This is a genomic window from Virgisporangium ochraceum, from assembly GCF_016863655.1.
GTDB classification, from domain to species: Bacteria; Actinomycetota; Actinomycetes; order Mycobacteriales; family Micromonosporaceae; genus Virgisporangium; species Virgisporangium ochraceum.
In genome coordinates this window covers 236,187-260,009 of sequence record NZ_BOPH01000088.1, presented here as the reverse complement: position 1 = coordinate 260,009, position 23,823 = coordinate 236,187, and the positions used below count along the sequence as shown (strand labels likewise).

The 23,823-nt window shown below is 74.0% G+C and carries 22 protein-coding genes; 11 read left to right on the top strand and 11 right to left on the bottom strand.

Translation table 11 applies throughout. From position 1 onward, the window contains the following. Positions 1 to 60 precede the first annotated feature (60 nt). Complete coding sequence (locus Voc01_RS32285) at positions 61 to 699, bottom strand: hypothetical protein (protein WP_203931389.1); 639 nt, start codon at positions 697 to 699, stop codon at positions 61 to 63. 198 nt (positions 700 to 897) lie between these two features. Between Voc01_RS32285 and Voc01_RS32280 the strand changes: the two genes are divergently transcribed. Further along, positions 898 to 1,938, top strand: a complete 1,041-nt coding sequence (locus Voc01_RS32280) for a zinc-dependent alcohol dehydrogenase family protein (protein WP_203931388.1) — start codon at positions 898 to 900, stop codon at positions 1,936 to 1,938. A 41-nt stretch (positions 1,939 to 1,979) separates the two neighbouring features. On the opposite strand, the gene Voc01_RS32275 is transcribed toward Voc01_RS32280, so the two are convergent. Both Voc01_RS32275 and Voc01_RS32270 read right to left on the bottom strand, forming a co-directional pair. Next, a complete protein-coding gene (locus tag Voc01_RS32275; protein WP_203931387.1) occupies positions 1,980 to 3,200 on the bottom strand; it encodes an EAL and HDOD domain-containing protein in 1,221 nt (406 codons plus the stop codon). Between the two features lie 536 nt (positions 3,201 to 3,736). Beyond that, complete coding sequence (locus tag Voc01_RS32270; RefSeq protein ID WP_203931386.1) at positions 3,737 to 4,162, bottom strand: hypothetical protein; 426 nt, start codon at positions 4,160 to 4,162, stop codon at positions 3,737 to 3,739. Positions 4,163 to 4,344: 182 nt separating this feature from the next. Here Voc01_RS32270 and Voc01_RS32265 point away from each other — a divergent pair, with 182 nt between their 5' ends. From Voc01_RS32265 to Voc01_RS32250, 4 genes are read left to right on the top strand one after another with little or no spacing between them, the layout of a single operon-like run. Then, entirely contained in the window at positions 4,345 to 4,545 is a 201-nt protein-coding gene (locus Voc01_RS32265; protein WP_203931385.1) for a DUF1918 domain-containing protein, read from the top strand. A 42-nt stretch (positions 4,546 to 4,587) separates the two neighbouring features. Then, on the top strand, positions 4,588 to 5,460 hold the full coding sequence (locus Voc01_RS53350; protein ID WP_239160619.1) for a universal stress protein: 873 nt from the start codon (positions 4,588 to 4,590) through the stop codon (positions 5,458 to 5,460). Beyond that, entirely contained in the window at positions 5,457 to 6,311 is an 855-nt protein-coding gene (locus Voc01_RS32255; protein WP_203931384.1) for a universal stress protein, read from the top strand. The genes Voc01_RS53350 and Voc01_RS32255 overlap by 4 nt, the downstream gene beginning before the upstream one ends. Further along, positions 6,289 to 6,768 (top strand): hypothetical protein, encoded by a 480-nt coding sequence (locus tag Voc01_RS32250; protein ID WP_203931383.1) that lies wholly within the window; start codon positions 6,289 to 6,291, stop codon positions 6,766 to 6,768. Before Voc01_RS32255 ends, Voc01_RS32250 begins: the two co-directional genes overlap by 23 nt. On the opposite strand, the gene Voc01_RS32245 is transcribed toward Voc01_RS32250, so the two are convergent. Together Voc01_RS32245 and Voc01_RS32240 are read right to left on the bottom strand one after the other, a co-directional pair. Continuing rightward, positions 6,736 to 8,358 carry an ABC transporter permease gene (locus Voc01_RS32245; RefSeq protein WP_203931382.1) on the bottom strand — a complete coding sequence of 541 codons (1,623 nt, stop codon included), beginning with the start codon at positions 8,356 to 8,358 and terminating at the stop codon, positions 6,736 to 6,738. The two genes, Voc01_RS32250 and Voc01_RS32245, sit on opposite strands and share 33 nt — an antisense overlap. Further along, positions 8,355 to 9,263, bottom strand: a complete 909-nt coding sequence (locus tag Voc01_RS32240; RefSeq protein ID WP_203931381.1) for an ABC transporter ATP-binding protein — start codon at positions 9,261 to 9,263, stop codon at positions 8,355 to 8,357. Before Voc01_RS32240 ends, Voc01_RS32245 begins: the two co-directional genes overlap by 4 nt. 190 nt (positions 9,264 to 9,453) lie before the next feature. On the opposite strand from Voc01_RS32240, the gene Voc01_RS32235 reads away from it, so the two are divergent. Both Voc01_RS32235 and Voc01_RS32230 read left to right on the top strand, forming a co-directional pair. Further along, positions 9,454 to 10,332 carry a universal stress protein gene (locus Voc01_RS32235; RefSeq protein WP_203931380.1) on the top strand — a complete coding sequence of 293 codons (879 nt, stop codon included), beginning with the start codon at positions 9,454 to 9,456 and terminating at the stop codon, positions 10,330 to 10,332. Between the two features lie 3 nt (positions 10,333 to 10,335). After that, on the top strand, positions 10,336 to 10,866 hold the full coding sequence (locus Voc01_RS32230) for a flavodoxin family protein (protein WP_203931379.1): 531 nt from the start codon (positions 10,336 to 10,338) through the stop codon (positions 10,864 to 10,866). Here the strand turns inward: Voc01_RS32230 and Voc01_RS32225 are convergent. Together Voc01_RS32225 and Voc01_RS32220 are read right to left on the bottom strand one after the other, a co-directional pair. Continuing rightward, positions 10,838 to 11,458 (bottom strand): vitamin K epoxide reductase family protein, encoded by a 621-nt coding sequence (locus Voc01_RS32225; protein ID WP_203931378.1) that lies wholly within the window; start codon positions 11,456 to 11,458, stop codon positions 10,838 to 10,840. The genes Voc01_RS32230 and Voc01_RS32225 overlap by 29 nt on opposite strands. Further along, a complete protein-coding gene (locus Voc01_RS32220) occupies positions 11,455 to 12,231 on the bottom strand; it encodes a DsbA family protein (RefSeq protein ID WP_203931377.1) in 777 nt (258 codons plus the stop codon). The genes Voc01_RS32225 and Voc01_RS32220 overlap by 4 nt, the downstream gene beginning before the upstream one ends. Before the next feature lie 215 nt (positions 12,232 to 12,446). Between Voc01_RS32220 and Voc01_RS32215 the strand changes: the two genes are divergently transcribed. Genes Voc01_RS32215 through Voc01_RS32205 form a run of 3 tightly spaced genes read left to right on the top strand, consistent with a single transcriptional unit; the run spans position 12,447 to position 16,945 of the window. After that, the gene (locus Voc01_RS32215; RefSeq protein ID WP_203931376.1) at positions 12,447 to 13,439 is read left to right on the top strand and encodes an Acg family FMN-binding oxidoreductase; all 993 of its coding nucleotides are present in this window, start codon (positions 12,447 to 12,449) and stop codon (positions 13,437 to 13,439) included. 18 nt (positions 13,440 to 13,457) lie between these two features. Continuing rightward, positions 13,458 to 14,447, top strand: a complete 990-nt coding sequence (locus Voc01_RS32210; protein ID WP_203931375.1) for an Acg family FMN-binding oxidoreductase — start codon at positions 13,458 to 13,460, stop codon at positions 14,445 to 14,447. 17 nt (positions 14,448 to 14,464) lie between these two features. After that, positions 14,465 to 16,945 (top strand): cation-translocating P-type ATPase, encoded by a 2,481-nt coding sequence (locus Voc01_RS32205; RefSeq protein WP_203931374.1) that lies wholly within the window; start codon positions 14,465 to 14,467, stop codon positions 16,943 to 16,945. On the opposite strand, the gene Voc01_RS32200 is transcribed toward Voc01_RS32205, so the two are convergent. The 3 genes from Voc01_RS32200 to Voc01_RS32190 all read right to left on the bottom strand — a co-directional run bounded on the left by Voc01_RS32200 (position 16,916) and on the right by Voc01_RS32190 (position 20,337). Further along, positions 16,916 to 17,830: an NADP-dependent oxidoreductase gene (locus Voc01_RS32200; RefSeq protein ID WP_203931373.1), complete on the bottom strand. Its 915-nt coding sequence runs from the start codon at positions 17,828 to 17,830 to the stop codon at positions 16,916 to 16,918. The genes Voc01_RS32205 and Voc01_RS32200 overlap by 30 nt on opposite strands. Before the next feature lie 81 nt (positions 17,831 to 17,911). Next, a complete protein-coding gene (locus Voc01_RS32195; protein ID WP_203931372.1) occupies positions 17,912 to 18,535 on the bottom strand; it encodes an exonuclease domain-containing protein in 624 nt (207 codons plus the stop codon). Next, positions 18,532 to 20,337: a putative nucleotidyltransferase substrate binding domain-containing protein gene (locus tag Voc01_RS32190; protein WP_203931371.1), complete on the bottom strand. Its 1,806-nt coding sequence runs from the start codon at positions 20,335 to 20,337 to the stop codon at positions 18,532 to 18,534. Before Voc01_RS32190 ends, Voc01_RS32195 begins: the two co-directional genes overlap by 4 nt. Before the next feature lie 166 nt (positions 20,338 to 20,503). Between Voc01_RS32190 and Voc01_RS32185 the strand changes: the two genes are divergently transcribed. Then, positions 20,504 to 20,890 (top strand): Hsp20/alpha crystallin family protein, encoded by a 387-nt coding sequence (locus Voc01_RS32185; RefSeq protein WP_203931370.1) that lies wholly within the window; start codon positions 20,504 to 20,506, stop codon positions 20,888 to 20,890. A 50-nt stretch (positions 20,891 to 20,940) separates the two neighbouring features. Here Voc01_RS32185 and Voc01_RS32180 read toward each other — a convergent pair whose 3' ends face one another. Beyond that, positions 20,941 to 23,631, bottom strand: coding sequence for a bifunctional acetate--CoA ligase family protein/GNAT family N-acetyltransferase (locus tag Voc01_RS32180; RefSeq protein ID WP_203931369.1), 2,691 nt, complete (start codon positions 23,629 to 23,631; stop codon positions 20,941 to 20,943). Between the last annotated feature and the right edge of the window lie 192 nt (positions 23,632 to 23,823).

The window sequence follows — 23,823 nt, the reverse complement described above, 5'->3', positions numbered from 1 at the left end:
AACGCCCGCTGACCGGGGTCCTCAGGACCCCGGTCAGCGGGTGGTGGATGCGGTGTGGCGTCAGGCGTCGACGAGTTCCTTCTTCGGCTCGGGAACCGCGAAGCCCGCCGTCTTCGGGGTAAGGAAGGCGTGGACGAGGCCGGCGAGTCCGAGGATCAGCATCAGCGCGGCGGCCAGGTAGGCGACCAGCGCGGCCTGTGCGGCCTTGGCACCGAACTCGCTGAAGCCGTACGAGGTCAGCAGCAGCCCGCGCAGCGTCTCACCCTTGAACACCGTCTCCCGCTGCTGGTTCACGTCGGTCAGCTGCTTCTGCAGGTCCGCCAGCGCCGGGTCGTTGTTCTTCTGCGCGGTGGCGATCTTCGCCCGCAGGTCGGTCTGCACCGCACCGAGCTCGGCGTAGGTCTTGCCGTCGGCGGTCGACTTCAGGTGAAGGCCGATGAACTCGTTGGCGTAGCACTCGGCCTGCTTGCCGGTCGTCAGCTTCTGCCCGGCGTACTTGACCAGGCACGCCGACTTGCGCTCCTCCTCGGTGAGGGTGTCAGCGGTCTTGAACGTGATGTTCTGCTGCGAGAGCTGGGTCTTGACGTAGTCGTTGGCGAAGTTGGCGTTGGAGGTGAGCACGATTCCGGCGATCAGCAGCAGCCCGGCGAGGACGACTGCGCCGAGGCTGACGATGACATCGATCGTCCTGCGCTTCATGGTGGGGCTCCTGTCAGATGGTCCGGTGTCTGCTCACCGGCTCACCAAGAGCTTCGTGGACCGGCCACACCCCTGTGCAGAGCACAAATGCGGTGATCGGCAGGACCTTCGACCCATCGTCGGACCAGGGTCCTTCGGCCCTGTCCGGCCCGCCGGGGCGGAGCGACGGTCGAAGGATCCCCAGGGAAGGAGCCGACGATGCGTGCTCTCGTGTATCACGGTCCGGGAAGCAAGGAGTGGGAGGAGGTGCCCGACCCCCTCGTCGAGGCCGACACCGACGCGGTCGTGCGCGTCGACACGGTGACCATCTGCGGAACCGATCTGCACATCCTCAAGGGCGACGTCCCGGCGGTCACCGACGGCCGGATCCTCGGCCACGAGGCCGTTGGCACGGTGACCGCCGTCGGCCCGTCGGTCGCCTCGGTGAAGCCGGGCGACCGCGTGCTGGTCTCCTGCATCACCGCGTGCGGCCGGTGCCGGTTCTGCCGTGACGGCAGCTACGGCCAGTGCCTCGGCGGAGGCGGCTGGATCCTCGGCCACCGCATCGACGGGACGCAGGCCGAGTACGTCCGCGTTCCGTTCGCCGACAACTCCACCTACGCCGTGCCGGCCGGCGTCAGCGACGAGGAGGTGCTCATGCTCGCCGACATCCTGCCCACGGGCTACGAGGTCGGCGTGCTCAACGGCACCGTGCGGCCGGGCGACACGGTGGCGATCGTCGGTGCCGGGCCGATCGGCCTGGCGGCGGCGGTCGGTGCGCGGCTGCACTCCCCCAGCCACGTCGTCGCCATCGACATGGCCGGTGGACGGCTCGACCTCGCGAAGCAGTTCGGTGCCGACGTCACCGTGAACAACCGCGAGGACGATCCCGTCGCCCGGATCCTGGACCTCACCGGTGGTCTCGGCGCCGATGTGGCGATCGAGGCGGTCGGGGTGCCCGAGACGTTCGAACTGTGCACCCGGCTGGTGCGGCCGGGCGGTCACGTCGCGAACGTCGGCGTCCACGGGCGGGCGGCGACGCTGCACCTGGAGGACCTCTGGATCCGCAACGTCACCATCACCACGGGCCTCGTCGACACCTACTCCACGCCGACGCTGCTGCGCCTGGTCTCCGCGCGTCAGCTGGACTCCGGACGGTTCGTGACGCACCGCTTCGACCTGGACCACATCCTCGACGCCTACGACGTCTTCAGCCGCGCCGGCGAGACCGGCGCGCTGAAGGTCGCGATCAGTCGCTGACCGCGCGACGGGCCGGCGTCGCACCGGGCGCCGGCCGCGTCTCAGCCGCGGGTGGACCGCACCATGCGGGTCGACCACTGCAGCGCCTCGAAGAACGCGCGGACCGGGTCGGTGATCCGGTAGTCGGTGGGTTCGCCGTGTTCGTAGGCGTGCACGACGCCGAGCAGTGAGCCGAGCCGACCACCCCCGTCGGTGAGCGCGGCGCTGATCTCGCCCGACAGCGGAAGCTGGGCCGCGACCGTGGCGGAGGGCTGGTCGAACAGCTCGGCCACGCCGCTGATGAGCCCGGCGATGAACGCGGCGTCGTCGGACACCTCGAAGGCGGCCGCGAAGTACTGGCACAGGCGGGCGTGCGCCAGGGTCATCGTCAGCTGTTCGTCGCTCGCGGAGGTCACGCCGTCGAGGATCATCAGCATGGCCCACTGCCGGATCTGGGTGAGGCCGAGCATCACCACGGCCTGTCGCACCGACGAGACCGGCGTGAGCACGCCCGCCGCCGCCGAGTTGCACGCGCGCAGGATCCCCATCGACAGCGCCGGGTCGTTCGCGATGACGGACAGGACCCGCTCGACCTCGGCCTCTGCCGAGCTCAGCTCGGCGATCAGCTCCAGCCGGCGCAGCCGGGAGGGGTTGAGGCTCGCCGCCGTGAGCACCTGCGGACGGCTCAACCGATAGCCCTGCCGCAGCTCGCACCCGTACGCGTCGGCGAGAGCCAGATGGGCGTCGGTCTCCAGCTTCTCGGCGACGATGCTCACACGGCCGCGCCGGCGGCAGTCGGCGATGACGCGCTCGATGCCCGTCGGGTGGTCGGCGAGGAAATCGATCTTGACGTACGACGCGACGTCGAGGAGCTTCTCGTGGCCCTGTCCCCACGCGAAGTCGTCCAAAGCGATCTTGTAGCCCGCCTCGGCCAGCCGCGTGACACCGGCGAGAACCTCGTCGTCGACCTCCATGGTCTCGAGGATCTCCAGCACCGCGCGGTCGGGTCCGAACGGCAACGCGAGGTCGCCGACGCAGAACTCCCGCGTGAGGTTGATGAAGCAGGGCAGGTCACCGGCGACCGCGCCGATCCCGAACTCGGTGAACGCGTTGACGATGACCTGACTGGTCGCGAACGTGTCGCGGCGCTGCGCCTCGACGGAGTCCCACTGGCCACGGAACAACAGTTCGTACGCGACGACGTGACCGGCCCTGTTGAAGATCGGCTGCCGGCCGACGTGGACTCGACGGGTGCCCGATCCGACGGGCGCGGACGTTGTCATACCCTGCCATCGGCCGGGCCGACGCTTTTCCAGGGAATGTGCCAGGTGTCACGACGAGCGACCGGCGGGGCGTGCGGAGTTCAGCGCTTTCCCAACCGGGGAACGTGGACCGGGCAGCGGGTCGCGTCCGCCGCCGCCAGGTCCGACATCTCGCGCCGGTACTCCGCCCGACTCATCACCCGGCCGGTGAGTCCGGCGACCAGAGCCGCCTCGTCGCGTCGTCGGCGGGCGGCCGTTCGCCCCCGCGTCACCGACCGCCAACGGTCGCGCTCGGCCCTGGTCAGCCCATCCCGGCGACGGTCCAACAGGATTCCCGCCATCACCGCGGGCCCGACCAGTATCACAGCTACCGCCACCATCACCACCGTCACGACCATCGCCTCCTCCAGCGTCCTCTGCTGTACCGGCAGTCCCAGAGTCGGGCATCGACGGTGGTCGTGAAAGGGTCGGTGGTGCCGTGGTTCGCTGCCGGATGGCATCGCCCTCGCCGGGACCTTCGGCCCCGACCGCACATCCCGCCCGGCCCTCAGGCCCTCCTACTGGCGGCGCACGGCGTGGCGCAGGTCGGTGCCGACCGTGGACAGCCCGTCGGCCACCGCCTCGGCGACCATCACGCCGACCTCGTGGACGTCGGCGCGGACCGCGTCGTCCTCGATGGCGTTCCCGGCGGCGGTGAACGCCTCGCGCACGCTGTCGCGGAGGTCGTCGAGCGCCCGCGGCATCCCGTCACCGCCGGCCTGCTCGTAGTGGAGCTTCAGCTTGAGCGCCAGCGCGTCCAACCGCGCTCCCAGTTCCACCCACCGGCGGGTGCCCGCCGGCCGGGGAGGGGCCGGCTTCGCAGCGGGCGGCGCGGCGGGACGGGGCAGTGCCGCCTCGATCCGACCGACGCGGTCCTCGATGCGCCGCAGACGCTGCAGAACCTCCGCGGTGTCGGGAAACGATTCGAAAAGTGCCCTGGACATCACGGACTCCCGTCTCAAGCCCGGGGCGTGTCCGGCACGCCCGCTGACCCGAGTGTCGAACCGTCCCGGGACCGCGGACAGGGTCCAAGGTCCCGCCTGCCCCGCGAACGGGACTTCCGACCCTGTGGCACCACCGTCCGCTGCGCGATCCTCGGGGCACACCCAACCGCCGGGAGGTTGCCATGAGAGCGAAGGTGGGCGACGCGCTCGTGCTGGAAGGCCAGCACGTCGGAGACGGACAGCGGATCGGAACCATCATCGAGATCGGCCACGCCGACGGCACTCCGCCCTACCGGGTGAGGTGGCCGGACGGTCACGAAACCTACGTCTCCCCCGGCCCGGACGCCCGGATCCGACCGGCGACCGGCCCGGACCCCCGGTAGCCACGGTCTGCGGCGGTCTACGACCGCTGAAGGAGGTGCGCCATGGATGGTCGCGTCGTCGTCGGTGTCGACGGGTCCTCGCAGAGCCTGGAGGCGGTCGACTGGGCCGTGGCGGAGGTCCGCGCCCGTCCCCGCCGTCTCCACCTGCTGTACGCCTGCGGATGGTCGCTCGTCGACCTGTCCTTCGGCGGGAACGGCCCGCGGCTGTCGCGGCCGGTCGACACACCGGAAGGTGTCTACCTGATGGCGGAGAAGATCCTCGCCGAGGCGGCCGGACGCGTCGACATCAACGTGCCCGTCTCGACCGAGATCTCCACCGACCTCCCGGGCCGGGCGCTGCTCACCGCCTCCCGGACAGCTGAGCTCGTCGTCCTCGGTAGCAAGGGCATCGGCGGGTTCGCCGGTCTGCTGGTGGGTTCGGTCGCCGCGCAGGTCACCTCGCACGGGCGGTGCCCGGTGGTCGTCGTGCGCGACCCTGCCACGCCGAGCGGTCCGGTCGTCGTCGGCGTGGACGGGTCGCCGGCGTCGCAACGCGCGCTGGAGTTCGGCTACGCGTTCGCGGCCGCGCATCACCGGGACCTGTGCGCGGTGCACGCCTGGACGTGGCCGGAGCCGATCGGGCCGGGTCCGGTGGTCCCGCTGACCTACGACCGCGATCTGTTCCGGTCCGCCGGCGAGAAGGTCCTCGTCAGAGCCCTGGCATGCCTGCCCCTCGACCGCACGGAGGTCAGCGTCGAGCGGCGTCTGGTGGCCGGCCCGGCCGCGCCGGCGCTGATCGAGGCGTCCGCGGGCGCGTCGTTGACCGTCGTCGGGTCGCGCGGGCACGGAGGCTTCGCCGGCCTGCTCCTGGGCTCGGTCAGCCATCAGGTTCTGCACCACTGCGCCGGCCCGGTCGCGGTGGTTCACGCGCCATGACCGGTCACGTCGCCGGAGAGTCCATGCGGCCGCCGCAGATCGTCGTCGGTGTCGGCGAACCGGCCGGGTGGGGTCCGGTCCTCCGATGGGCGGCGGCCGAGGCCGGGCGTCGCCGCTGCCGGCTGCGGATCGTCCACGCGACCCGCCCGGACGCATGCCACAGTCCGGACCATCCAGAGGCACTGGCGCTCGGCGACGCGGCCCGGTTGGTCGCCGCCGCCACCGGCGAGGCACGGCTGCTGGCTCCCGGCGTCCCGGTCGACGGTGACGCGCGTGCCGGCTCCGCGGCCGCGGCGCTGGTGGCCGCCGCAGGTCCTCACGACCTGCTTGTGGTCGGCGACGGGCCGACCGGACGGCTGGTGGTCGCCCGTGCCCGGTCGTCGGTCGCGGTCGTCCGCGGCCGGACGGTGCCGGAGACCGGTCCCGTCGCCGTCGGCTACGACGGCCACCCGGCGGCCGGATCGGCCCTGCTGGCGGCGTTCGAGTCCGCCGGGACCCGGTCCTGTGCGGTGACGGTGATCCGGACGGCCCTGTTCGCCGACGACATCGCGGTCACCGTCCGGGCGGCCCTGGCCGCCGACACCCGACGCGCGCTCGAACCGTTCGTCGACAAGTACCCCGAGGTCCCCGTCGACATCCTGGTCGTGTCCGGCGATCCGGCCGCGCACCTGGTGGCGGCCTCACGGGACGCGCGGCTCGTCGTGCTCGGGGCCCGCGCGCCCCGCGGTCCCGCCGGTGGTTCGTCGGGACCGGTGGGACTGCACCTGATGCACCACTCGTTCTGCCCGGTGCTGTTCGCACGGGCCTGTGAGAACACCGGGAGACATCATGTCGACCTTCGACAGCGCTGACCACCGCCCACCGTCGCCCGACCACGCGGGGAGGCCACTCGTCGCGGCGCTCGGCGACACCAACCTTCACGACAACGGCGTGGGACCGGCGGTCCTGCAGCATCTTGCCGGGCGCGGGCTCGACGTGACGCTGGTCAGCTGCGACGCCGAGACGACCGCGTCGGCCGACTTCTGGCGCGACCGCGACCTGGCCATCCTGGTCGAACCCATCTGCGTCCAGCCGTGTCATCCCGGTCGCGTCCACCGGATGGTCATGCCCCGACCCGGCGCCGGCAGCCTGCTCGTGTTCGCGGTGGAGACCGGCGATGTCGGCAACGGCCAGGGAATGTCGCCGGCGGTGGCGGCCGCCACGCGGCGGGTGGCCGACGCCATCGCCGCCGAGCTCACCCCCACGGACCCACCGGTACGCGGCAGGCCGCTGCCCTCACACCGGCAGGTGCAGGTCGCGATGCCGTAGGCGGGTGAACCCGACCACCACGGCCGTCACCGCGACCGCCACCAGCCCGAGGACCTGACCCGCGTCGACGGGCACCGCCGGCACGGTCGGCACGTGGCTGAACGGCGACAGGTCCCGGGCCCAGGCGGGCACGCCGAGCGTGGCGCCGAACAGCGGTCCCAGGACGATCGCCGCCGTGAGCATTGACCACGACACGGCGACCGCGTGACGCGGCACGACGCCGACGATCACCAGCACCGCCGCGGCGAGCACGCCGACCGCGGGCAGCTGGACCAGTCCGGCCCGCAGCAACGGCGCGAGCTGGCCGACCGGATCACCCTCGACCCCGGTGGCGGCCGCACCCGCGCCGACCGCGAACAGCAGCACGAGCCCGGTCGTGCCGAGCAGCGTCACGCCCAGGTGCGCCGCCGCCCACCGCACCCGGCCGACCGCGGTCGCCAGCACCGGTTCCAGCGGGCCGTCCGCCTCCTCCGAGCGCAGCCGCAGCAGCACCTGGACCGCGTAGATGGCCGCCGCGACGCCGGCCATCAGCATGACCGACGCCCGGTAGGCGTCGACGATCCGCTCGCTGCCACCCATCTGCACGTACCAGTCACGGGCACTGCCGGTCGCGTCGCGGACCTGCCCGACCATGCCGCCCATGATGAGACCGAACCCGAGCATGCCCACGGCCCACCCGAGCACCGGGCCGCGCTGGAGCCGCCAGGCCAGGCCGACCGGACCGCGCAGCGCCCACCCCGCGTGTCCGTGGCCCGGCCGCTGCGGCAGCAGACCGAGGGCGAAGTCGCGGCGGGCGGCCAGAACCGCGGCGGCACCGGACGCCGCGAGGAACAGCGCCACCGAGAGGCCCAGGGGCCACCAGCGGTCGCCGCCGAACGGCCGCATCTGCTGTCCCCAGCCGACCGGGGAGAGCCACGCCGGCCACGCGCTGTCAACGCGGAGCCCGGACGGGTCCACCCGCCCGGCCATGTTGGCGGTACCCGCGACGAGGAAGGCCACGCCGAGAACGGCCGCGGCCAGCCCGCTCGCCGCCCGGGTGCTGGCGGCCAGTTGGACGGTGACCGCGGCCACGCCGGCGAAGACGACCCCCACTCCGCCGACCGCCGCACCGGCGGCGAACGAACCGGCCGCCGGCTGGCCGGCGAGCAGCAGCGCCAGCGCGATCAGCACCGCCAGCACCACGTTGGCCGCGGCGGTGAGCGCAAGGGCCGCGGCCAGGCCGGCGTGCCTGCCGACCGGCGCGGCGCCGACGAGTTCGGCCCGCCCGGTCTCCTCGCCCTGCCTGGTGTGCCGGACAACGGCGAACACGCTCATGAGAGCCGCCAGCACGGCGAGGAGCACGAAGTTGCGCACCATGGCGTAGGCGCCGAGCTCCGGTCCCGAGGCCAGGCCCAGCAGCCGGATGCCGGGGCTGGTCGCGGCGAGCCGTGCCTCGCGGACCAGGTCGGCGGCGTTGCCGAGGTCCCTGGCCCACAGGGCCGTCGTCGCGGCGGTGAACGCCGCCATCCCGACGGTCCACAGTGGAAGGACGAACCGGTCGCGGCGGGCGGCGAGCCGGCACAGCGCCACGAAACCCGTCACCGTGTTCATGACGCACCCACCGCGCTGCCGTCGTAGTGGCGCAGGAACAGCTCCTCCAGCGTCGGCGGAGAGGTGACCAGCGACCGCACGCCCAGCGAGGCCAGCTGCCGCAGCGTCGCGTCGAGCGCCCCCTGGTCGACGCTGAACCGGGCCCGCCGGCCATCGACGCGTACATCGTGCAGCCCCGGCAGGCCGGCGAGCCCGTCGCAGGGCAGGTCCGTCTCCACCACCACCGTGGTGCGGGTCAGGTGCCGCAGCTCCGCGAAGCTGCCGGTCTCGGCGGCGCGTCCGGCGCGCACGATCGTGACCCGGTCGCACAACGCCTCCACCTCCGACAGGATGTGGCTCGACAACAGCACCGTCGCGCCGGCCGACCGTCGTTCCCGCACCACCTCCTGGAACACCGACTCCATCAACGGATCCAGGCCGGAGGTCGGCTCGTCGAGCAGGTACAGGTCCACAGTGGACGCGAACGCCGCCACCAGCGCCACCTTCTGCCGGTTGCCCTTCGAGTAGGCCCGGCACCGCTTGGTCGGGTCGAGGTCGAAGCGGGCGAGCAGGTCGCCGCGCCGTGCCGGGTCGAGTCCGCCGCGCAGGGCGCCGAGCAGGTCGATCACCTCACCGCCGGTGAGGTTCGGCCACAGGTTCACCTCACCGGGCACGTAGGCCAGCCGGCGGTGCAGCCGCACGGCGTCGCGCCACGGATCCCCGTCGAGCACCCGCGCCGTCCCGCCGTCGCGGCGCAGCAGGCCGAGCAGCACGCGGATCGTCGTCGTCTTCCCCGCGCCGTTGGGCCCGAGGAAGCCGTGGACCTCCCCCGCGCCCACCGCCAGGTCGAGCCCGTCGAGGGCCCGCGTCGCTCCGAACGTCTTCAACAGTCCGGACACCGAGATCACCGGATCCAGCGCGGTCATATCGCTCACCCCACGGTCGTCGACACGCCTCCACCACACGCTCCGGCCGACTCCGCCCACAGGGTCGAAGGTCCCACGGGACGTTCGGCCCGTCGACCGATGACCAGCGGCACTCCTGCCCGCCGGCGGCCAGCGGGACGCTCGAACCGACAGGCCGCGCCACCGTGCCGGCACGCTCGAAGGAGGATCCATGCACACCAACGAGATCGTCGTCGGCTTCGACGGGTCGGCGCAGAGCAGAGCCGCGTTGCGGTTCGGGGTCGCTCAGGCCGGGCGCATGTCCGGCCGGGTCCACGTCGTCACCGCCTACGACTACAACTGGGGAGCCGCGCGGTTCGGCGGTGCCGAGGTGCTGGAGGAGACCGTCCGCGACCGCCAGGAGAAGCTCCTCGCCGAGGCCGTCGAGGAGGTCCGGCCGATCGCACCGGACGTTCCCGTCACCACGGCGGCCATCCTGGGCGAACCGGCGCCGGTGCTGCTCAACGCCGGCCGGTCGGCGGCGCTGACCGTTGTCGGCAACCGCGGCCGCGGCGGCTTCGGCAGCCTGCTCCTGGGCTCGGTCAGCCAGAAGGTCGCCACGCACGCGCGTCACCCGGTGATCGTCGTGCGCGGAACCGTCGACACCGCGACCGGACCGGTCGTCGTCGGCGTCGACCACACCGAGCACAGCGACCACACCATCGGCGCGGCCTTCGAGGAAGCCGTGCGCCGCGACTGCCCCGTCATCGCGATCCACGCCTTCACCCTGCCGGCCGCCTACGGAGCGATGGCCATGACCGTCCTGCCCTACAAGCCCGCGGACCTGCGCGACGCCGAGGCGGCGGCGCTGGACCGGGCGATACAGCCGTGGCGGGACAAGTTCCCCGGCGTGACGGTCGAGACCCTGGTGGCACAGGGCACCGCCGCCCGCGTGCTGGTCGACGTGTCCAGCAACGCGGGTCTGGTCGTCGTGGGCTCGCGCGGCCACGGCGGCGTCGCCGAGACGCTGCTCGGCTCCGTGAGCCTGCAGGTTCTCCACCACTCGGACTGCCCGGTCCTCGTGGTGCATCCGCACGATCCGAAGGAGTGAGCGATGCACGCCCTGGTGGTCTACGAGTCGATGTTCGGCAACACGCGGGCGGTCGCCGAGGCCGTCTCCAGCGGTCTGGCGACCCGCATGACCGTGGACCTGCGTGAGGTGGGCGCCGCACCCGACGAGGTCGACGACGGCGTCGACCTCGTCGTGGCCGGCGGCCCGACGCACGCGTTCAGCATGAGCCGGCCCGGCACCCGCAGGTCGGCGGCCGACCAGTCCGAGGGTCCGCTGGTGTCGCCCGGTCGCGGGCTGCGCGAGTGGATCGAGGCGGCCGGTCCGTCGCTGCGCGGCCGCGCCGTCGCCACGTTCGACACCAAGATTCCGAAGGCCTACCTGCCGGGCTCGGCGGCGCGGTCGGCGCTCAAACGCCTGCGCCGCCTCGGCTGCCGTCCGGTCGCGCCGGCGGAGAACTTCATCGTCCTCGGGACGACCGGCCCGATGTCCGACGGCGAGACCGACCGCGCGACCCGCTGGGGCGAGCACCTCGCCGGTATCGAGCTCACCCGAACAGCGCCGCCCCGTACCTGAGCACCACCGCCAACGTGAGGACCAGCAACCAGATCGTCACGGCGATCAGGTCGAGGTCCGCCTCGATGGCCGAGGTGAGCGCCCGCTGCATCCGCGACGGCAGATACAGGTTGCCGTCGCGGATGTTCACGTGGGTGAGGCTGGTGAACACGAACGTGGTCGACACGGTGACCAGCAGGCACCACGGGCACAGCGCGCCGATGTCGAACATCGCCTCGTAGAACAGCCAGTAGGCGAACACCAGCCCGGCCGTGTAGACCACCTGTGCCGCCAGCATGAACCAGCGCGGGAACCGCACGCCGCCGAGGCTCGCGACCGCGATCGTGATGACGACCGGCTCGGCCGCGATGCCCAGGAACGCGTTGGGGAACCCGAACAGCTGCGCCTGCCACGACCCGGCGACGGTGCCGCAGCTGATGACCGCGTTGATGTTGCACGACAGCGTCGCGGACGGGTCGGCCGCGAGCCGCACGGCGTCGATCGCCAGGACGAACGAGGCGAACAGGCTCAACACCGACGACACCAGCATCGTCGCGAAGATCCAGCCGTTGCGGTGGCGGACGGTCCGCAGCCGGGTCAGCACGTCGGTCACGGCTTGCCGGCCGCGGTCTCGATCGCCTTCGTCAGCGGGCCCGCGGTGTAGAGGTCGCCGGTGAACGCCTTGCCGTTGATCCGCACGGTCGGCGTGCCGGACACACCGCCGTCGACCGCCGTCCGCGTGCCGGCGGTGACCCACGGCTCGAACGTCGCGAGCCGGAACCGGTCGGTGACCGACTTGTCGACACCGGCGCCGGCGGCCACGGCGGCGATCTCGTCGTCGGTCAGGCCCGGGCCGTTCTCGGCCGGCTGCCGGTCGTAGAGCGCCTTGTGGAAGGCCAGTACCCGGTCGGGTGCCGCGTCGGCCACGGTCGCCACGGCGTTGGCGGTGCGGGTGGAGTACCGGGTCCCCGCCGACAACCGGTCCAGGAACGCCAGCGGGTGCAGTTCCAGGCGCACCGTGCCTGCGGCGATCAGGCGCTCCAGCTCCCCCGCGTTGGCCTTCTCGAACCGGGCGCAGTACGGGCACAGGTAGTCCAGATACACCGCGACGGTCGCCGGCGCGTTCGCAGCTCCGGTCACGATGGCCCCGGCCGCCGTGCCGGACGACGGAACGACCACGGGACCCGACGACGCGGCCGTGGCGCCCGGGTCGTCCCCTGAGTCGCGGGCGGCTTTCACGACACTCAGGCCGATCGCGACGAGCAGACCGACGATCACCACCCCGCCGACGACGAGCAGCCGCCGGTGGAGGCGACGGCGGCGTGCGGCGGCGGCCTCGGCACGGCGGCGGACCTCACGGGACCTGTTCCGGGACTCCTTGCCCACCGGTCTCCCCTTCCTGGCGACACGTTCGGCACCGTCCACACTGGACACGACGAGGGACAGTGTCGCGCCGGGTGGCGGTCGAGGTCCCGGGCACAAGGTCCCGAACCTCCCGGACAACGGGCCCGTTCGGGTGCAGCGCCGAAAGGGTCCAAGGTCCCGCGGATCCGCACCGTTCGCCTTTTCCGGCCGCGCCGGTGGGCGGACATGCTCGACCCATGAGCAGAGCCGAGGAGTTGACGACCAACGAGGGGCTGTCCGCCTGCCTGCGCGCTGCGGCCGCCGCTCCGTCCATTCACAACACCCAGCCGTGGTCGTTCCGCGTGAGCGACGCAGCGGACGGAGCTCTGACCGGTGCCTCGATCGAGGTACGCGCCGACCGGTCCCGGCGGCTGCCGGTGCTCGACCCCGACGGCCGGGAGATGTTCGTCAGCGTGGGAGCGGCCGTGTTCAACCTGCGGGTGGCGCTCGCCGCCGCGGGCTACCGCACGAGCGTCCACCGCGTTCCGGACCCGGACCCCGACGTCGCCGCCAGGATCGTCGTCGGCGCCGCGGAGGAACCGTCCGGTGCCGCCCTCGCCCTCCACGCCGCGATCCCCCGCCGGCACACCAACCGGCGGCCGTTCTCCGACCGCCGGATCCCGTACGGGACGATGGAGGAGCTGCGCGGCGCCGCCGCCGCGGAGAGCGCCAGCCTCCTCGACGTCGGACCGGAACTGCGCGACGCGGTGCTCGGCCTGACCCGCACCGCGGAGAAGCGGATGCGGTCGGACCCGGCGTACCTGCGGGAACTGGCGGCGTGGACCGACACCTCCGGCATCGGACGCGTCGACGGAATGCCCCGGCACGTCCTCGGACCGCGCGCCAGGGACGCCGCACTTCCCCTGCGCGACCTCGGACTCGGGCTCGGCCTTCCGGCCACCACGGTGGAGTTCGAGCCCGACCCGACCCTCGTCCTGCTGTTCACGCCGGACGACACGACCGCCGACTGGATCCGCGCCGGTGAGGCCATGCAACGGATCTGGCTGACCGCCACCGTCCGCGGCCTGGCCATGACCCCGATGAGCCAGCTCACCGAGATCGCCGCCCTCCGGTCACTGCTGTCGGACACCGGCACCCGGTACGTGGCCCAGATGGTGCTGCGGATCGGATACCCGCTGTCACCCGGCCTGCCGACCCCCCGCCGCCCCCTACCCGACCTGCTCGCCTGACCCGATGGACGGTTGACGATGACACACCACAGCGCAACCACCCGAGCCGAGATCGACCAGCTGCTGGAGGCCACGTTGGCCGCCCTGCGGGCCCCCTCCATCCTCAACTCCCAGCCGTGGCGGTGGCGCCCCCGCGGCCGCGACGTGGAGCTGCTCCTCGACCCGTCCCGCCGCCTGCCGGGCGTCGACCCGACCGGACACCTCATGCTCATCAGCTGCGGCGTCGCCCTGCACCACGCGACCGTCGCGCTGGCCGCGGCCGGCTACGCGGCCGAGGTCGCCCTTCTGCCGACCGACGGCGGGGCCGACGTCGTGGCCCGGTTGTCGCTCGGTGCCGCGACCACGCCGGACCGGACCGCCTACGACGCCCTCCACCGGCGCCGCACCGACCGGCGCCCGTTCGCCGACGAACCGCCCGCCGGGGAGGACCTGGACGAGCTCGTGGCCGCCGCCCGCCGGCACGGCGTACGCCTGCACCTGCTGCCCGCCGACCAGGTGCCGCAGTTCGCCGACATCGTGACGCTGGCCAACGTGGCCGAGCGCGAGGTGCCCGCCTACACCCGCGACGTCGCCGAATGGAGCGACCGCACCCGGACCAGCGGCGACGGGGTGTCGCTGGCCGACGTCGCCGCCCCCGGAAGCTACCAGGTGCCGCCGCGCGACTTCGCCCTGCGGCGCCGGCCGGGCCTCGAACCCGGTCACGGGACCGACCGCGGCACGGTCTACGCGGTCCTCGTCACCTCGGGACAGGACAGGGGCAACTGGCTGGCCGCCGGCACCGCGCTGTCGGACGTGTGGCTGACGCTGACCGCCCGCGGCCTCGTCGCCTCCCCGATCAGCGAGGTGGTCGAGGTGCCGCAGGCCCAGGCCGCCCTGCGCCGGCTCCTGGGCTGGGCCGGGCATCCGGCCATCGCACTGCGGATCGGCCTGCCCGGCGACCCCGAGCCGCCGCCGGCCAGCGCCCGTCGCACCGGCACCGAGGTGATCGGACTGCCCGGCGACCCGTGAGCACCAACGGAGGACCGATGATCGCGACCTCGCCCGTCAGCCGGGGTGGGTTGTCCACCACCGACGTCGCCGAACGTCGGGCCCGGAGCGGACCCAACGTCCTGCCCGAGCCGGCACCGCCCCGGCTGGCCGCCCGCGTCGGCGGCCAGCTGCGGGACCCGCTGATCCTGGTGCTGCTGGCGGCGATGGCCGTGACCGCCGCCCTGCGCGACGTGGCCGACCTGATCGTGATCGGGCTCGTCATCGTGCTGAACACGACCGTCGGGGTCGTGCAGGAGGTCCGGGCCGACCGGGCAGTCGCGGCCCTGCGCCGGCTGGCGGCGCCGTCGGCGCGGGTCGTGCGGGACGGCGCCGAGGTCGTGCTCCCGGCCGCCGACCTGGTGCCCGACGACCTGATCCGGGTGCAGGCCGGCGACGTCGTGCCCGCCGACGCGACGCTGACCGAGGCGGTCCGGCTGACCGTGGACGAGTCGGCGTTGACCGGCGAGTCGGTCCCCGTTTCCCGGTCCACCGCGGACGAGCTGGCCGCCGGAACCGTCGTGGCGACCGGTCGCGGGGTGGCCGTGGTCGTGCGCACCGGCGCCGACAGCGCGCTCGGCCGGATCGCGGCCCTGGTCGCCGCGACCCCGCGGCGCAGCACGCCCCTGCAGCGCAGGCTCGCCGGACTCGGCCGGGGCCTCGCCGTCGCGACCGTCGCGCTGTCCCTCCTCGTGCTCGTCAGCGGGCTCCTGCGAGGGCTGCCGCTGGCCGACATGGTTCTCGCCGCGGTGAGCCTCACGGTCGCGGCGGTGCCCGAGTCGCTGCCGGCGGTCGTCACGGTGGCGCTGGCCCTCGGCGCCCACCGGATGGCCCGGCGCCAGGCCATCGTGCGCCGGCTGCCGGCGGTGGAGACGCTCGGATCGGTGACCGTCATCGCGACGGACAAGACCGGCACGCTGACCGAGGGCGTCATGTCCGTCGAGCGGGTCGTGCTCCCCGACGGGACCACGCGGACCCTCACCGGAACCGGCTACGAGCCCGGACCGGTCGTCGACCGCCCGGAGGTCGCCGGGCTGGCCCTCGCGATGCTGCTGTGCACCGACGCCGACCTGGCCGCTCCGCGCGGCGACGACGGCCGGTGGACCGCGGTCGGTGACCCCATGGAGGCCGCCCTGATCGTCGCCGCGGCCCGCTGCGGCGTCCCACCGTCCACACGGGACACCCACCCGCGCGTCGCGGAGATCCCGTTCGACGAGGCCCGGCTACGCATGACGACCGTGCACGCCCTCCCCGACGGCGGCTACCTCGTCGCCAGCAAGGGCGCTCCGGAACGGATGCTCACCGACATCCGGCCGGACATGCTCGCGACGGCCCGCCGCCTGGGTGCGGACGGCTACCGGGTCCTGGCCGTCGCGGGCCGCCGCACCGACCGGATCCCCGACGAACCCGAACGCGACCTCGACCTGCTGGGGCTGGTCGCCCTCATCGACCCGATGCGCGCCGAGGCCGGTCGGGCCGTGTCGACGATCACCCGCGCCGGCATCCGGCTGCTGCTCGTCACCGGCGACCACCCCGCCACCGCGGCCGCGATCGCCGACCGGGTCGGGCTTCCCGCCCGACGCGTCATCACCGGCGACCGGCTCCCCGACGGCCCGCTGCCCGCCGCGCACGTCTTCGCCCGCACCCGGCCCGAGCAGAAGCTCACCATCATGCGCGCCCTGCAGCGCGACGGCGAGGTGGTGGCGATGACCGGTGACGGCGTCAACGACGCACCGGCACTGCGCGCCGCCGACATCGGCGTCGCCATGGGCCGGAGCGGCACGGAGGCGGCCCGGCAGGCCGCCGACCTGGTGCTCGCCGACGACAACCTCGCGACCGTCGCCGCGGCGGTCGAGGAGGGCCGGCGGATCTACACCAACATCCGCCGGTTCCTCGCCTACGCCCTGTCCGGCGGGCTCGCCGAGGTGGCGGTGATGCTCGTCGGTCCGTTCCTCGGCCTCGCCGTCCCGCTGCTCCCCGCCCAGATCCTGTGGATCAACATGCTCACCCACGGCCTGCCCGGCGTGGCCCTGGGCGCCGAGCCCGCCGACCCGTCCACGATGGACCGTCCACCGAGGACACCCGACGAGGCGATCCTCGGCGACGGTCTGGCCCGGCGCGTGCTCGTCACCGGTGGCCTGATCACGGCCGTGGCGCTGGCCGCCGCGGTCGTCGCCGACGCGAACGGCCGGCCGTGGCAGTCGGTGCTGTTCACCGTCCTCGGGCTGGCGCAGCTCGGGGTCGCCCTCGCCATCCGCGGCGACGGGCCCCGCAACCGGGCGCTCGACCTCGCGGTCGGGTCGTCGCTGGTCCTGCAGCTCGCCGGCGTCTGGGTCGGACCGTTGCGGAGCCTGCTCGGCACCGCGTGGCTGTCGCCGGCCGACGTGGCGCTGTGCGCCGTGGTGGCCGCGGTGCCCGGTCTCGTGACCTTCGTCCTCAAACGGCGCGCGCTACGGGACGAGGACCAGCTTGCCGCGTAGGCCACCCGCCTCGACGCGGCGGTGCGCGTCGGCCGCCTCCACCAACGGCACCGTTGCGGCCACCCGGGCGGGCAGCCGGCCGGCGGCCACGTCCCCGACCAGGGTGCGCAGCAGCTCCCGGTCCAGGTGCACCATCACGATCTCCTGGCGCACGCCGCGCGCGGGGTCGACCGGCGGCGTCGGGCGGGTGGTGATGAGCACGCCGCCGTCGGCGACCGCGGCGCCGGCCGGCGCTCCCAGGGGCACCGCGTCGAGCACGTACGGCGCCGGCCCGGCCGCCGCCAGATCGGCCGACCGCGGGATCACGGTGTCGACGCCGAGGCCGGCGACCCAGTCCTCGTCGCCGTCGCTGGCCTGGGCCAGCACCCGGTGTCCCGCGCGCGCCGCCATCCGGGCGGCGAAGCCGCCCACGGCGCCGCTCACGCCGGTCACCAGGATGGTGGACGGTTCGGACAGCGCCATCATCTCCAGGGCCTGGTGGGCGGTGAGCGCGTTGAGCGGAATGGTCGCGGCGGCGACCGGGTCGAGGCCGTCCGGCACCGGGACCAGCCACTCGGCGTCCGCCGCGACCAGCTCCACGTACCCACCGACGGCGCCACGGGTGATGAACCACGGGATCATCCCGACGACCCGGTCGCCCACGTCGAACTCCGTGACCCCGGCGCCGACCCCGACGACCTCGCCCGCGATGTCCCATCCCAGCAGGAACGGCGGCGGCACCGGCCCGCCCGGGATCTGCCCGATCCGCGCGCCGATGTCGGCCGGGTTGACGCAGGCTCCGCGCACCCGGACCAGCACCTGGCCCGTGTCGGGGGCCGGATCCGGCTGCTCGACGACCTGAAGACCCTCCGGCCCACCCAACGCGGCGACCACCACAGCACGCATCGACGCCTCCTCGAAGTCCCCGTCATCCTAGGGACAGACACCCGTCCATGGCTCGTCCCGGACGAACCCGTTCTCCGGGCGTCACCGCGCGTGGTGGGCGGAGATCCGGCACAGGTCGCGCACCGTCAGCGTCCGCCCGCGTTCCAGCCGGGTGGCGAGCGCGAGGAACAGCTGGGCGGTGGTGAACGCGTCGCCCAGGGCGTGGTGCGGGGTGTGCACGGGCAGGCCCAGCCGCCGGGCGGCCGCCTCCAGGTTCGGCTCGGCTCCGGTGCCGGACCCGGCGAGGCGCAGGGCCCGCAGCAGCGCCGCCGTGTCGACCACCGCGCGGGCGGTGCGGTGTCCGTGCGCGCGCAGCGCCCGGTCGAGGAACGCCCGCTCCACCCACGCCGCGTGCGCGACCAGGACGCGACCCGACAACAGGTCGACGACCTCATGGACGACGTCGTCGAGGGCCGGCGCGCCGGCGAGGTCGGTGGCGCGCAGGCCATGGACGGTCACCGACTCCACCGAGACCGGACGGACGGGCCGCACCTCGCGGTAGACCACGCGCCCGCACGGGATCCGGCCACCGACCACGAGGGCGGCGCCGTAGGACACGATGTCGTCGCGGGACAGGTCGAGCCCGGTCGTCTCCAGGTCGAGGACGCAGAACTCGGCCGCCCGCCACGGCGTGCGGGGATCGGGCCCCGGTAGCCGCCTCCTCATCGGACCCGCATCATCCAGTCCCGGTCGACCCGGCCCTGGATCAGCGCGATCGCCCGGAACGACTCGCGCAGGTGCCGGCGGGTGAGCGGACCGAGGTCGCCCGGCGCGATGAACGTCGACACCGGGCTGCCCGCCCGGACGGCGGCCACCTCGTGGGCCAGCAGCAACGAGTAGGCGTCGACGAAGCCGCCCACCAGCATGTCCGCCTCGTTGGCGCTCAGCAGGCCGACCTCGACCCCGCGCCGGATGCGGTCGGGGGTCGTGCCGCTCGCGTCGCCGCTGACGACGGCGATCCACCGGGCCAGCCCCACCACCGGCATCAGACCGCCCGCCTTCAGGTCCAGCTGGCCCCGGTGTTCACCGGTGTGCTGCACGACGAAGTCACGCACGAACCCGATCGGCGGCCGCCACGCCAGCGCCTCGCTGAGCATCGCCCGCAGGAACTGCGTGGTGCGGGTGTGCGAGCCGATCCGGTCGGTCAACGCGTGGCCCAGGGCCGGTTCGGTCAGCGGCCGGCTGTCGGCGACCATCGCCGAGAGCAGCAGCGCGTTCTCGGCGGTCGGGTCGTCCTGCCACCGCCGGGCCGCCTCGACCCAGCCCGACCGGGACCGGCTGAACAACGGGTTGTGGGCGTTGGCGCCGTTGGTGCACAGGGCCAGCCCGCACCGCTGGACGTCACGCAGCACCTCGCGGGCGGCCGACCGGATCGCGGCGGCCGCATCGTCGGGGGTGTCGTCCCAGACCAGCGCGGTGTCCACATCGGACAGTGGCAGCGGTTCGCGGCGGGCGAGCGAGCCGAGCAGCACCCAGGACAGGCGCACGCCGTCGAGCACGGGGTCGTGGCGCAGCTCCAGCACCCGCCGTACGACCGCGTCGACGACGGCGGCGTGCACCGCGCCGATCCGCGTCGCCGGCACGCCGTCGTCGGACAGCTCGCCGATCGTCGTGGGCAGCAGCCGGGCGGCGTCGGCGAGCTCGTCGACCGACGTCGCGTTCGCCACCGCCGCGCGCACCAGGATCGGGTCGCGCAGCTCGGCCCGGGCGAGGTCGACCACCCGCACGATCCCGACCGGAACGCCGGCGTCGGTGACCACGAGGTGGTGCACGCCGTGCTCGACCATGCACAGCAGCGCCGCCGCGCGGGAGGCCGCCACGTCGACGGTGAGCGCGGGCACGGTGGCGAGTCCCACGACCGGCGCGTCGGCGTCGACCCGTCCAGTGGCGACGTGACGCCGGAAGTCGTTGTCGGTGACGATGCCGGTCCCGCCCGTGACCCGCACCAGCGCGCACGACTGTCCCGCCGCGCCGATCCGGTCGGCCACCACGCGGACCGGCTCGTCGGCCGCGGCCCAGACGACCGGTCGCATCACCTGGTCCAGGCGCCGGTCGGTGACGACGACGTCGGACCCGGTGAACCGGGCGCCACCGGCGTGCGCCGGAACGGCCGCGAACCGCAGCAGGTCGGGCCGCTCCAGGTAGCCACGGGGATCGGGGACCCGCAGCAGCAGGCTCTCCTCGTGCGCCCGCACCAGCAGCCGCGGTGGCAGGCCGGCCAGCAGCCACAGGTGGCCGAACATGTCGCCCGGCCCGAGCAGGTCGACGACCCGGCCGCGGTCGAGCACCTCCAGCGCGCCGGTGCGCACCACCCACAGGTGCTCCAGCCGCTCGACGTCCTCGGCGACGACCGTCGCGCCCGCGGCGAAGTACTCCACGTCCACGCGGCTCACCAACCGGTCGAGGTCCCCGTCGGCGAGCGCGTCGAACGGGGCCTGACCGCCGAGGAACCCGGCGATCTGCAGCACGGCGTCACCTCCCTCGGGCCGCGACGGTCCCCAGCGTCCGCCGCGGGAGCCGCGGGTGGCAAGACCGCGTCGGGCGATGGTCCCGTCGGCGGGGGGTCGTCCGACCCTGTCGGCCCCCGCGGCACCGGCGTCGGATGGAGGTGTAGGCAGGAAGGAGGTGTACACCATGACCGCGTTGCTGCCCCGGCTCTTCGGCGACTTCGGCGAGTTCTTCGACATGGAGCTGACGCCCAGGTCCCACCTGATCCGGGTGGAGGACACCCTCACCGACGAGCAGTACTCGGTGCGGGCCGAGATCCCCGGGATGGACCCGGCGAAGGACGTCCACATCACCGTCGCCAACAACATGCTGACGATCCGGGCCGAGCGCAAGGAGGAGGAGAAGACGGCCGGCCGGTCGGAGTTCCGTTACGGCGCGATGCGCCGCACGGTGCGGCTGCCCGAGAACGCCGACACCGCGGCGATCAGGGCCAGCTACGACAAGGGCATCCTCGAGGTGACCGTGCCGCTGACCCCGGACGCTCCGGACGTGCGCGAGATTCCCGTCACCTGACATCCGGAACCGGGACGGGCGCCGCTCCCCCGGCGTCCGTCCCGCCGCGTTCACGGGGTGGTTCCGGCCGACGCCGGTGACAGCGCCCGGACGTAGGTGTCCGGTTCGCCGTCGGCGGGAGACAGCCGCAGCTTGACGTCGACCGCCAGCACGCCGCGGGCGCTGGCGAGCACCGGGTTCAGGTCGAGCTCGGCGACCTCGGGCAGGTCCTCGGCGAGCCGGCCCACACGCAGCAGCAGGTCCTCCAGGGCGGCGGTGTCGGCCGGTGCGACGCCCCGGTAGCCGGTGAGCAACGGGGCGCCGCGCAGTGACCGCCACATCGCCGCGGCGTCGGCGTCGGTGACCGGCAGCAGCCGGAACGCGCGGTCGCCGAGCAGGTCGGTGTGTACCCCGCCGAGGCCGAGCATGACCAGCGAGCCGAACAGCCGGTCATGGACGACGCCGGCGACGAGTTCGGCACCCGCGTCGGCCATCGTCTGGACCACGACGTCGGGAGCCGGCTGCCGCAGCGCCAGGCCGACCGCCGTGTACGCGTCGCGCACCGCCGCGGCGTCGGGCAGGTTGAGCCACACCGCGCCGAGGTCGCTCTTGTGCACGAGGTCGGGAGCGGCCGCCTTGACCACGACCGGGTAGCCGGTCGCCGCGGCCGCCGCGACCGCCTCGTCGGCGCTGCGCGCCATGGTGGTCCGCACCACCGGGATGCCGTAGCAGCCGAGCAGGTCGCGGGCGGTCTCGGCGTCCTGCCAGCCACCACCGGCGGCGAGGGCGGCGTCGACGATCGAGCGGGCGCGGTGGGCGTCCACATCGGACAGTTGCGGTCGGTGGCCCAGCGGCTCGCGGCGCCAGGCCGCGTACCGCGCCGCGTGACCGAGCGCCCGGACGGCCTCCTCCGGCAGCGGGAACACCGGCGCCCGGCGGGACCCGATCACCGTCGGGGGCTGGCTGGCGCCCACGACGGCGACCGCGACGGGCAGCTCGGCCGCGTCGTCGATCGCCGCGGCCAGGGCGGCCAGGGCACCGGTGATGTCGTTGCTGCGCGTGGCGACGAACGACGCGACCACGGCGTCCACCTCACCGCTGGCCGCGAGCGCCGCGATCGACGTGGCGAGCGCGGCCGGGGTCGCCTCGGCGCCGAGGTCGACCGGGTTGCCGGTGCCGGCCGCCGTCGGTGCGGCGGCGTGGAGCCGTTGCCGCACCCCGGCGGACAGCTCCGGCACGGTCAGGCCGGCGGCCTCGGCCGCGTCGGCGGCCAGGATGTTGAGACCGCCGGCGTTGCCGATCACCGCGAGCCGGTTCCCGCCGGGCAGCGGCTGGTCGGTCAGCATCCGGGCGGCGTCGAGGAGCTCGCCGAGGGTGTCGGTGCGGATCACGCCGGCCTGCGCGAACAGCGTGTCCACCGCCACGTCCGGCGCGGCGGCGGCCGCCGTGTGTGACAGCCCGGCCCGGCGGCCGCCGCTGGAGCGGCCGCTCTTGACCGCGAGCACCGGCTTGCGACGGGCGAGGGCGCGGGCCGTCCAGGCGAACCGGCGCGGGTTGCCGAACGACTCCAGGTACAGCGCGACCGCCTTCGTCGCCGGGTCGTCGTACCAGTAGGCCAGCAGGTCGTTGCCGCTGATGTCGGCCTTGTTCCCCAACGACACGAAGCTCGACACCCCGGTTCCGGTCCGTGCGGCCGACTCGAGGATCGCCACCCCGACCGCCCCGGACTGCGACGCGATCGCCAGCCCACCGGCCGGCGGTAGCGACGGCGCGAACGTGGCGCTCAGCCGCACGGCCGGGTCGGTGTTGACCACCCCGAGGCAGTTGGGCCCGACCAGCCGCAGCCCGTGCGCCCGGGCCAGCCGGACGATCTCGGCCTGGGCCGCCGCGCCCTCCCCACCGGTCTCCGCGAGGCCCGCGGTCAGGATGACCGCACCGCCGACGCCGCTGGCGGCGCACTCGGCGACGACGTCGCGGACCTGGCCGGCCGGCACGGCGATCACCGCCAGGTCGACCGGATCCGCAACGGCCGCGACGGACGGGTACGCCGGCAGACCCGCGATGCGCTCCGCGCGCGGGTTGACCGGGTACACCGGGCCCGTGAACCCGCCGGCCAGCAGTGCCCGCAGCACCTCGTGCCCGATCCCGCCCGGCTGCCGGCCGGCGCCGACGACGGCGACGGACCGCGGCGCCAGGAGCGGTCGCAGGGAATGGTGGGCCGCGGTGCGGTCACGCGCGCACACGGCGGCCAGCGCGGCGGCGTCGGGCGTCGTCGGTACCGTCACGCGCGCCACCCCGTACTCGTGATCCATCGTGCGGGGTGTGTCGGGAGCCAGGTCCCGGCTGACCCGCAGCATCATCGAGTTCGTCGGCAGCACCTCACCGACGAGCTCGGTGATCCCGTGCCGGCGGGCCTCGGCCGCCAGCTGCTCCAGCAGCAACGTGCCGACGCCCTCGCCCTGCCGGGCGTCGTCGACCAGCACGGCGAACTCGGCGTGGTCGGCGTCGGTCACCTCGTACGAGGCGACCCCGATCGCCCGTCCGCCGTCCTCGGCCAGCAGGGCCAGGTGTTTGCCGTCGGCGGCCCGGACCAGCCGCTCGACCTCGCCCGGGAGGGACGGCGCACCGCTGAAGAACCGCAGGTAGCGGCTGCGGTCACTGGCGCGTTCGTGCAGTGCCAGCAACGGGTCCGTATCGGCCGGCGTGACCGGCCGGATCCGTACGACGGCTCCCTGTGCCGTCAGCACGTCCACTGTGGACATAGCCGCACACCCCCTCGCTGGGTCCGACGCGTCCACGCTGCACCGCTCGCGCCGCCGGGGGCAGGGTCCAACGGTCACCATCCCCGTGACCTTGTGCCCGCCGGCCCGGCCGCCGCGGCGAGGGGTCGATCGGCCCTCCGGCGGGGGCGCAACGCCCCTGCCGGGCGCTGGTCAGGGCGGCGATGCTCAGGG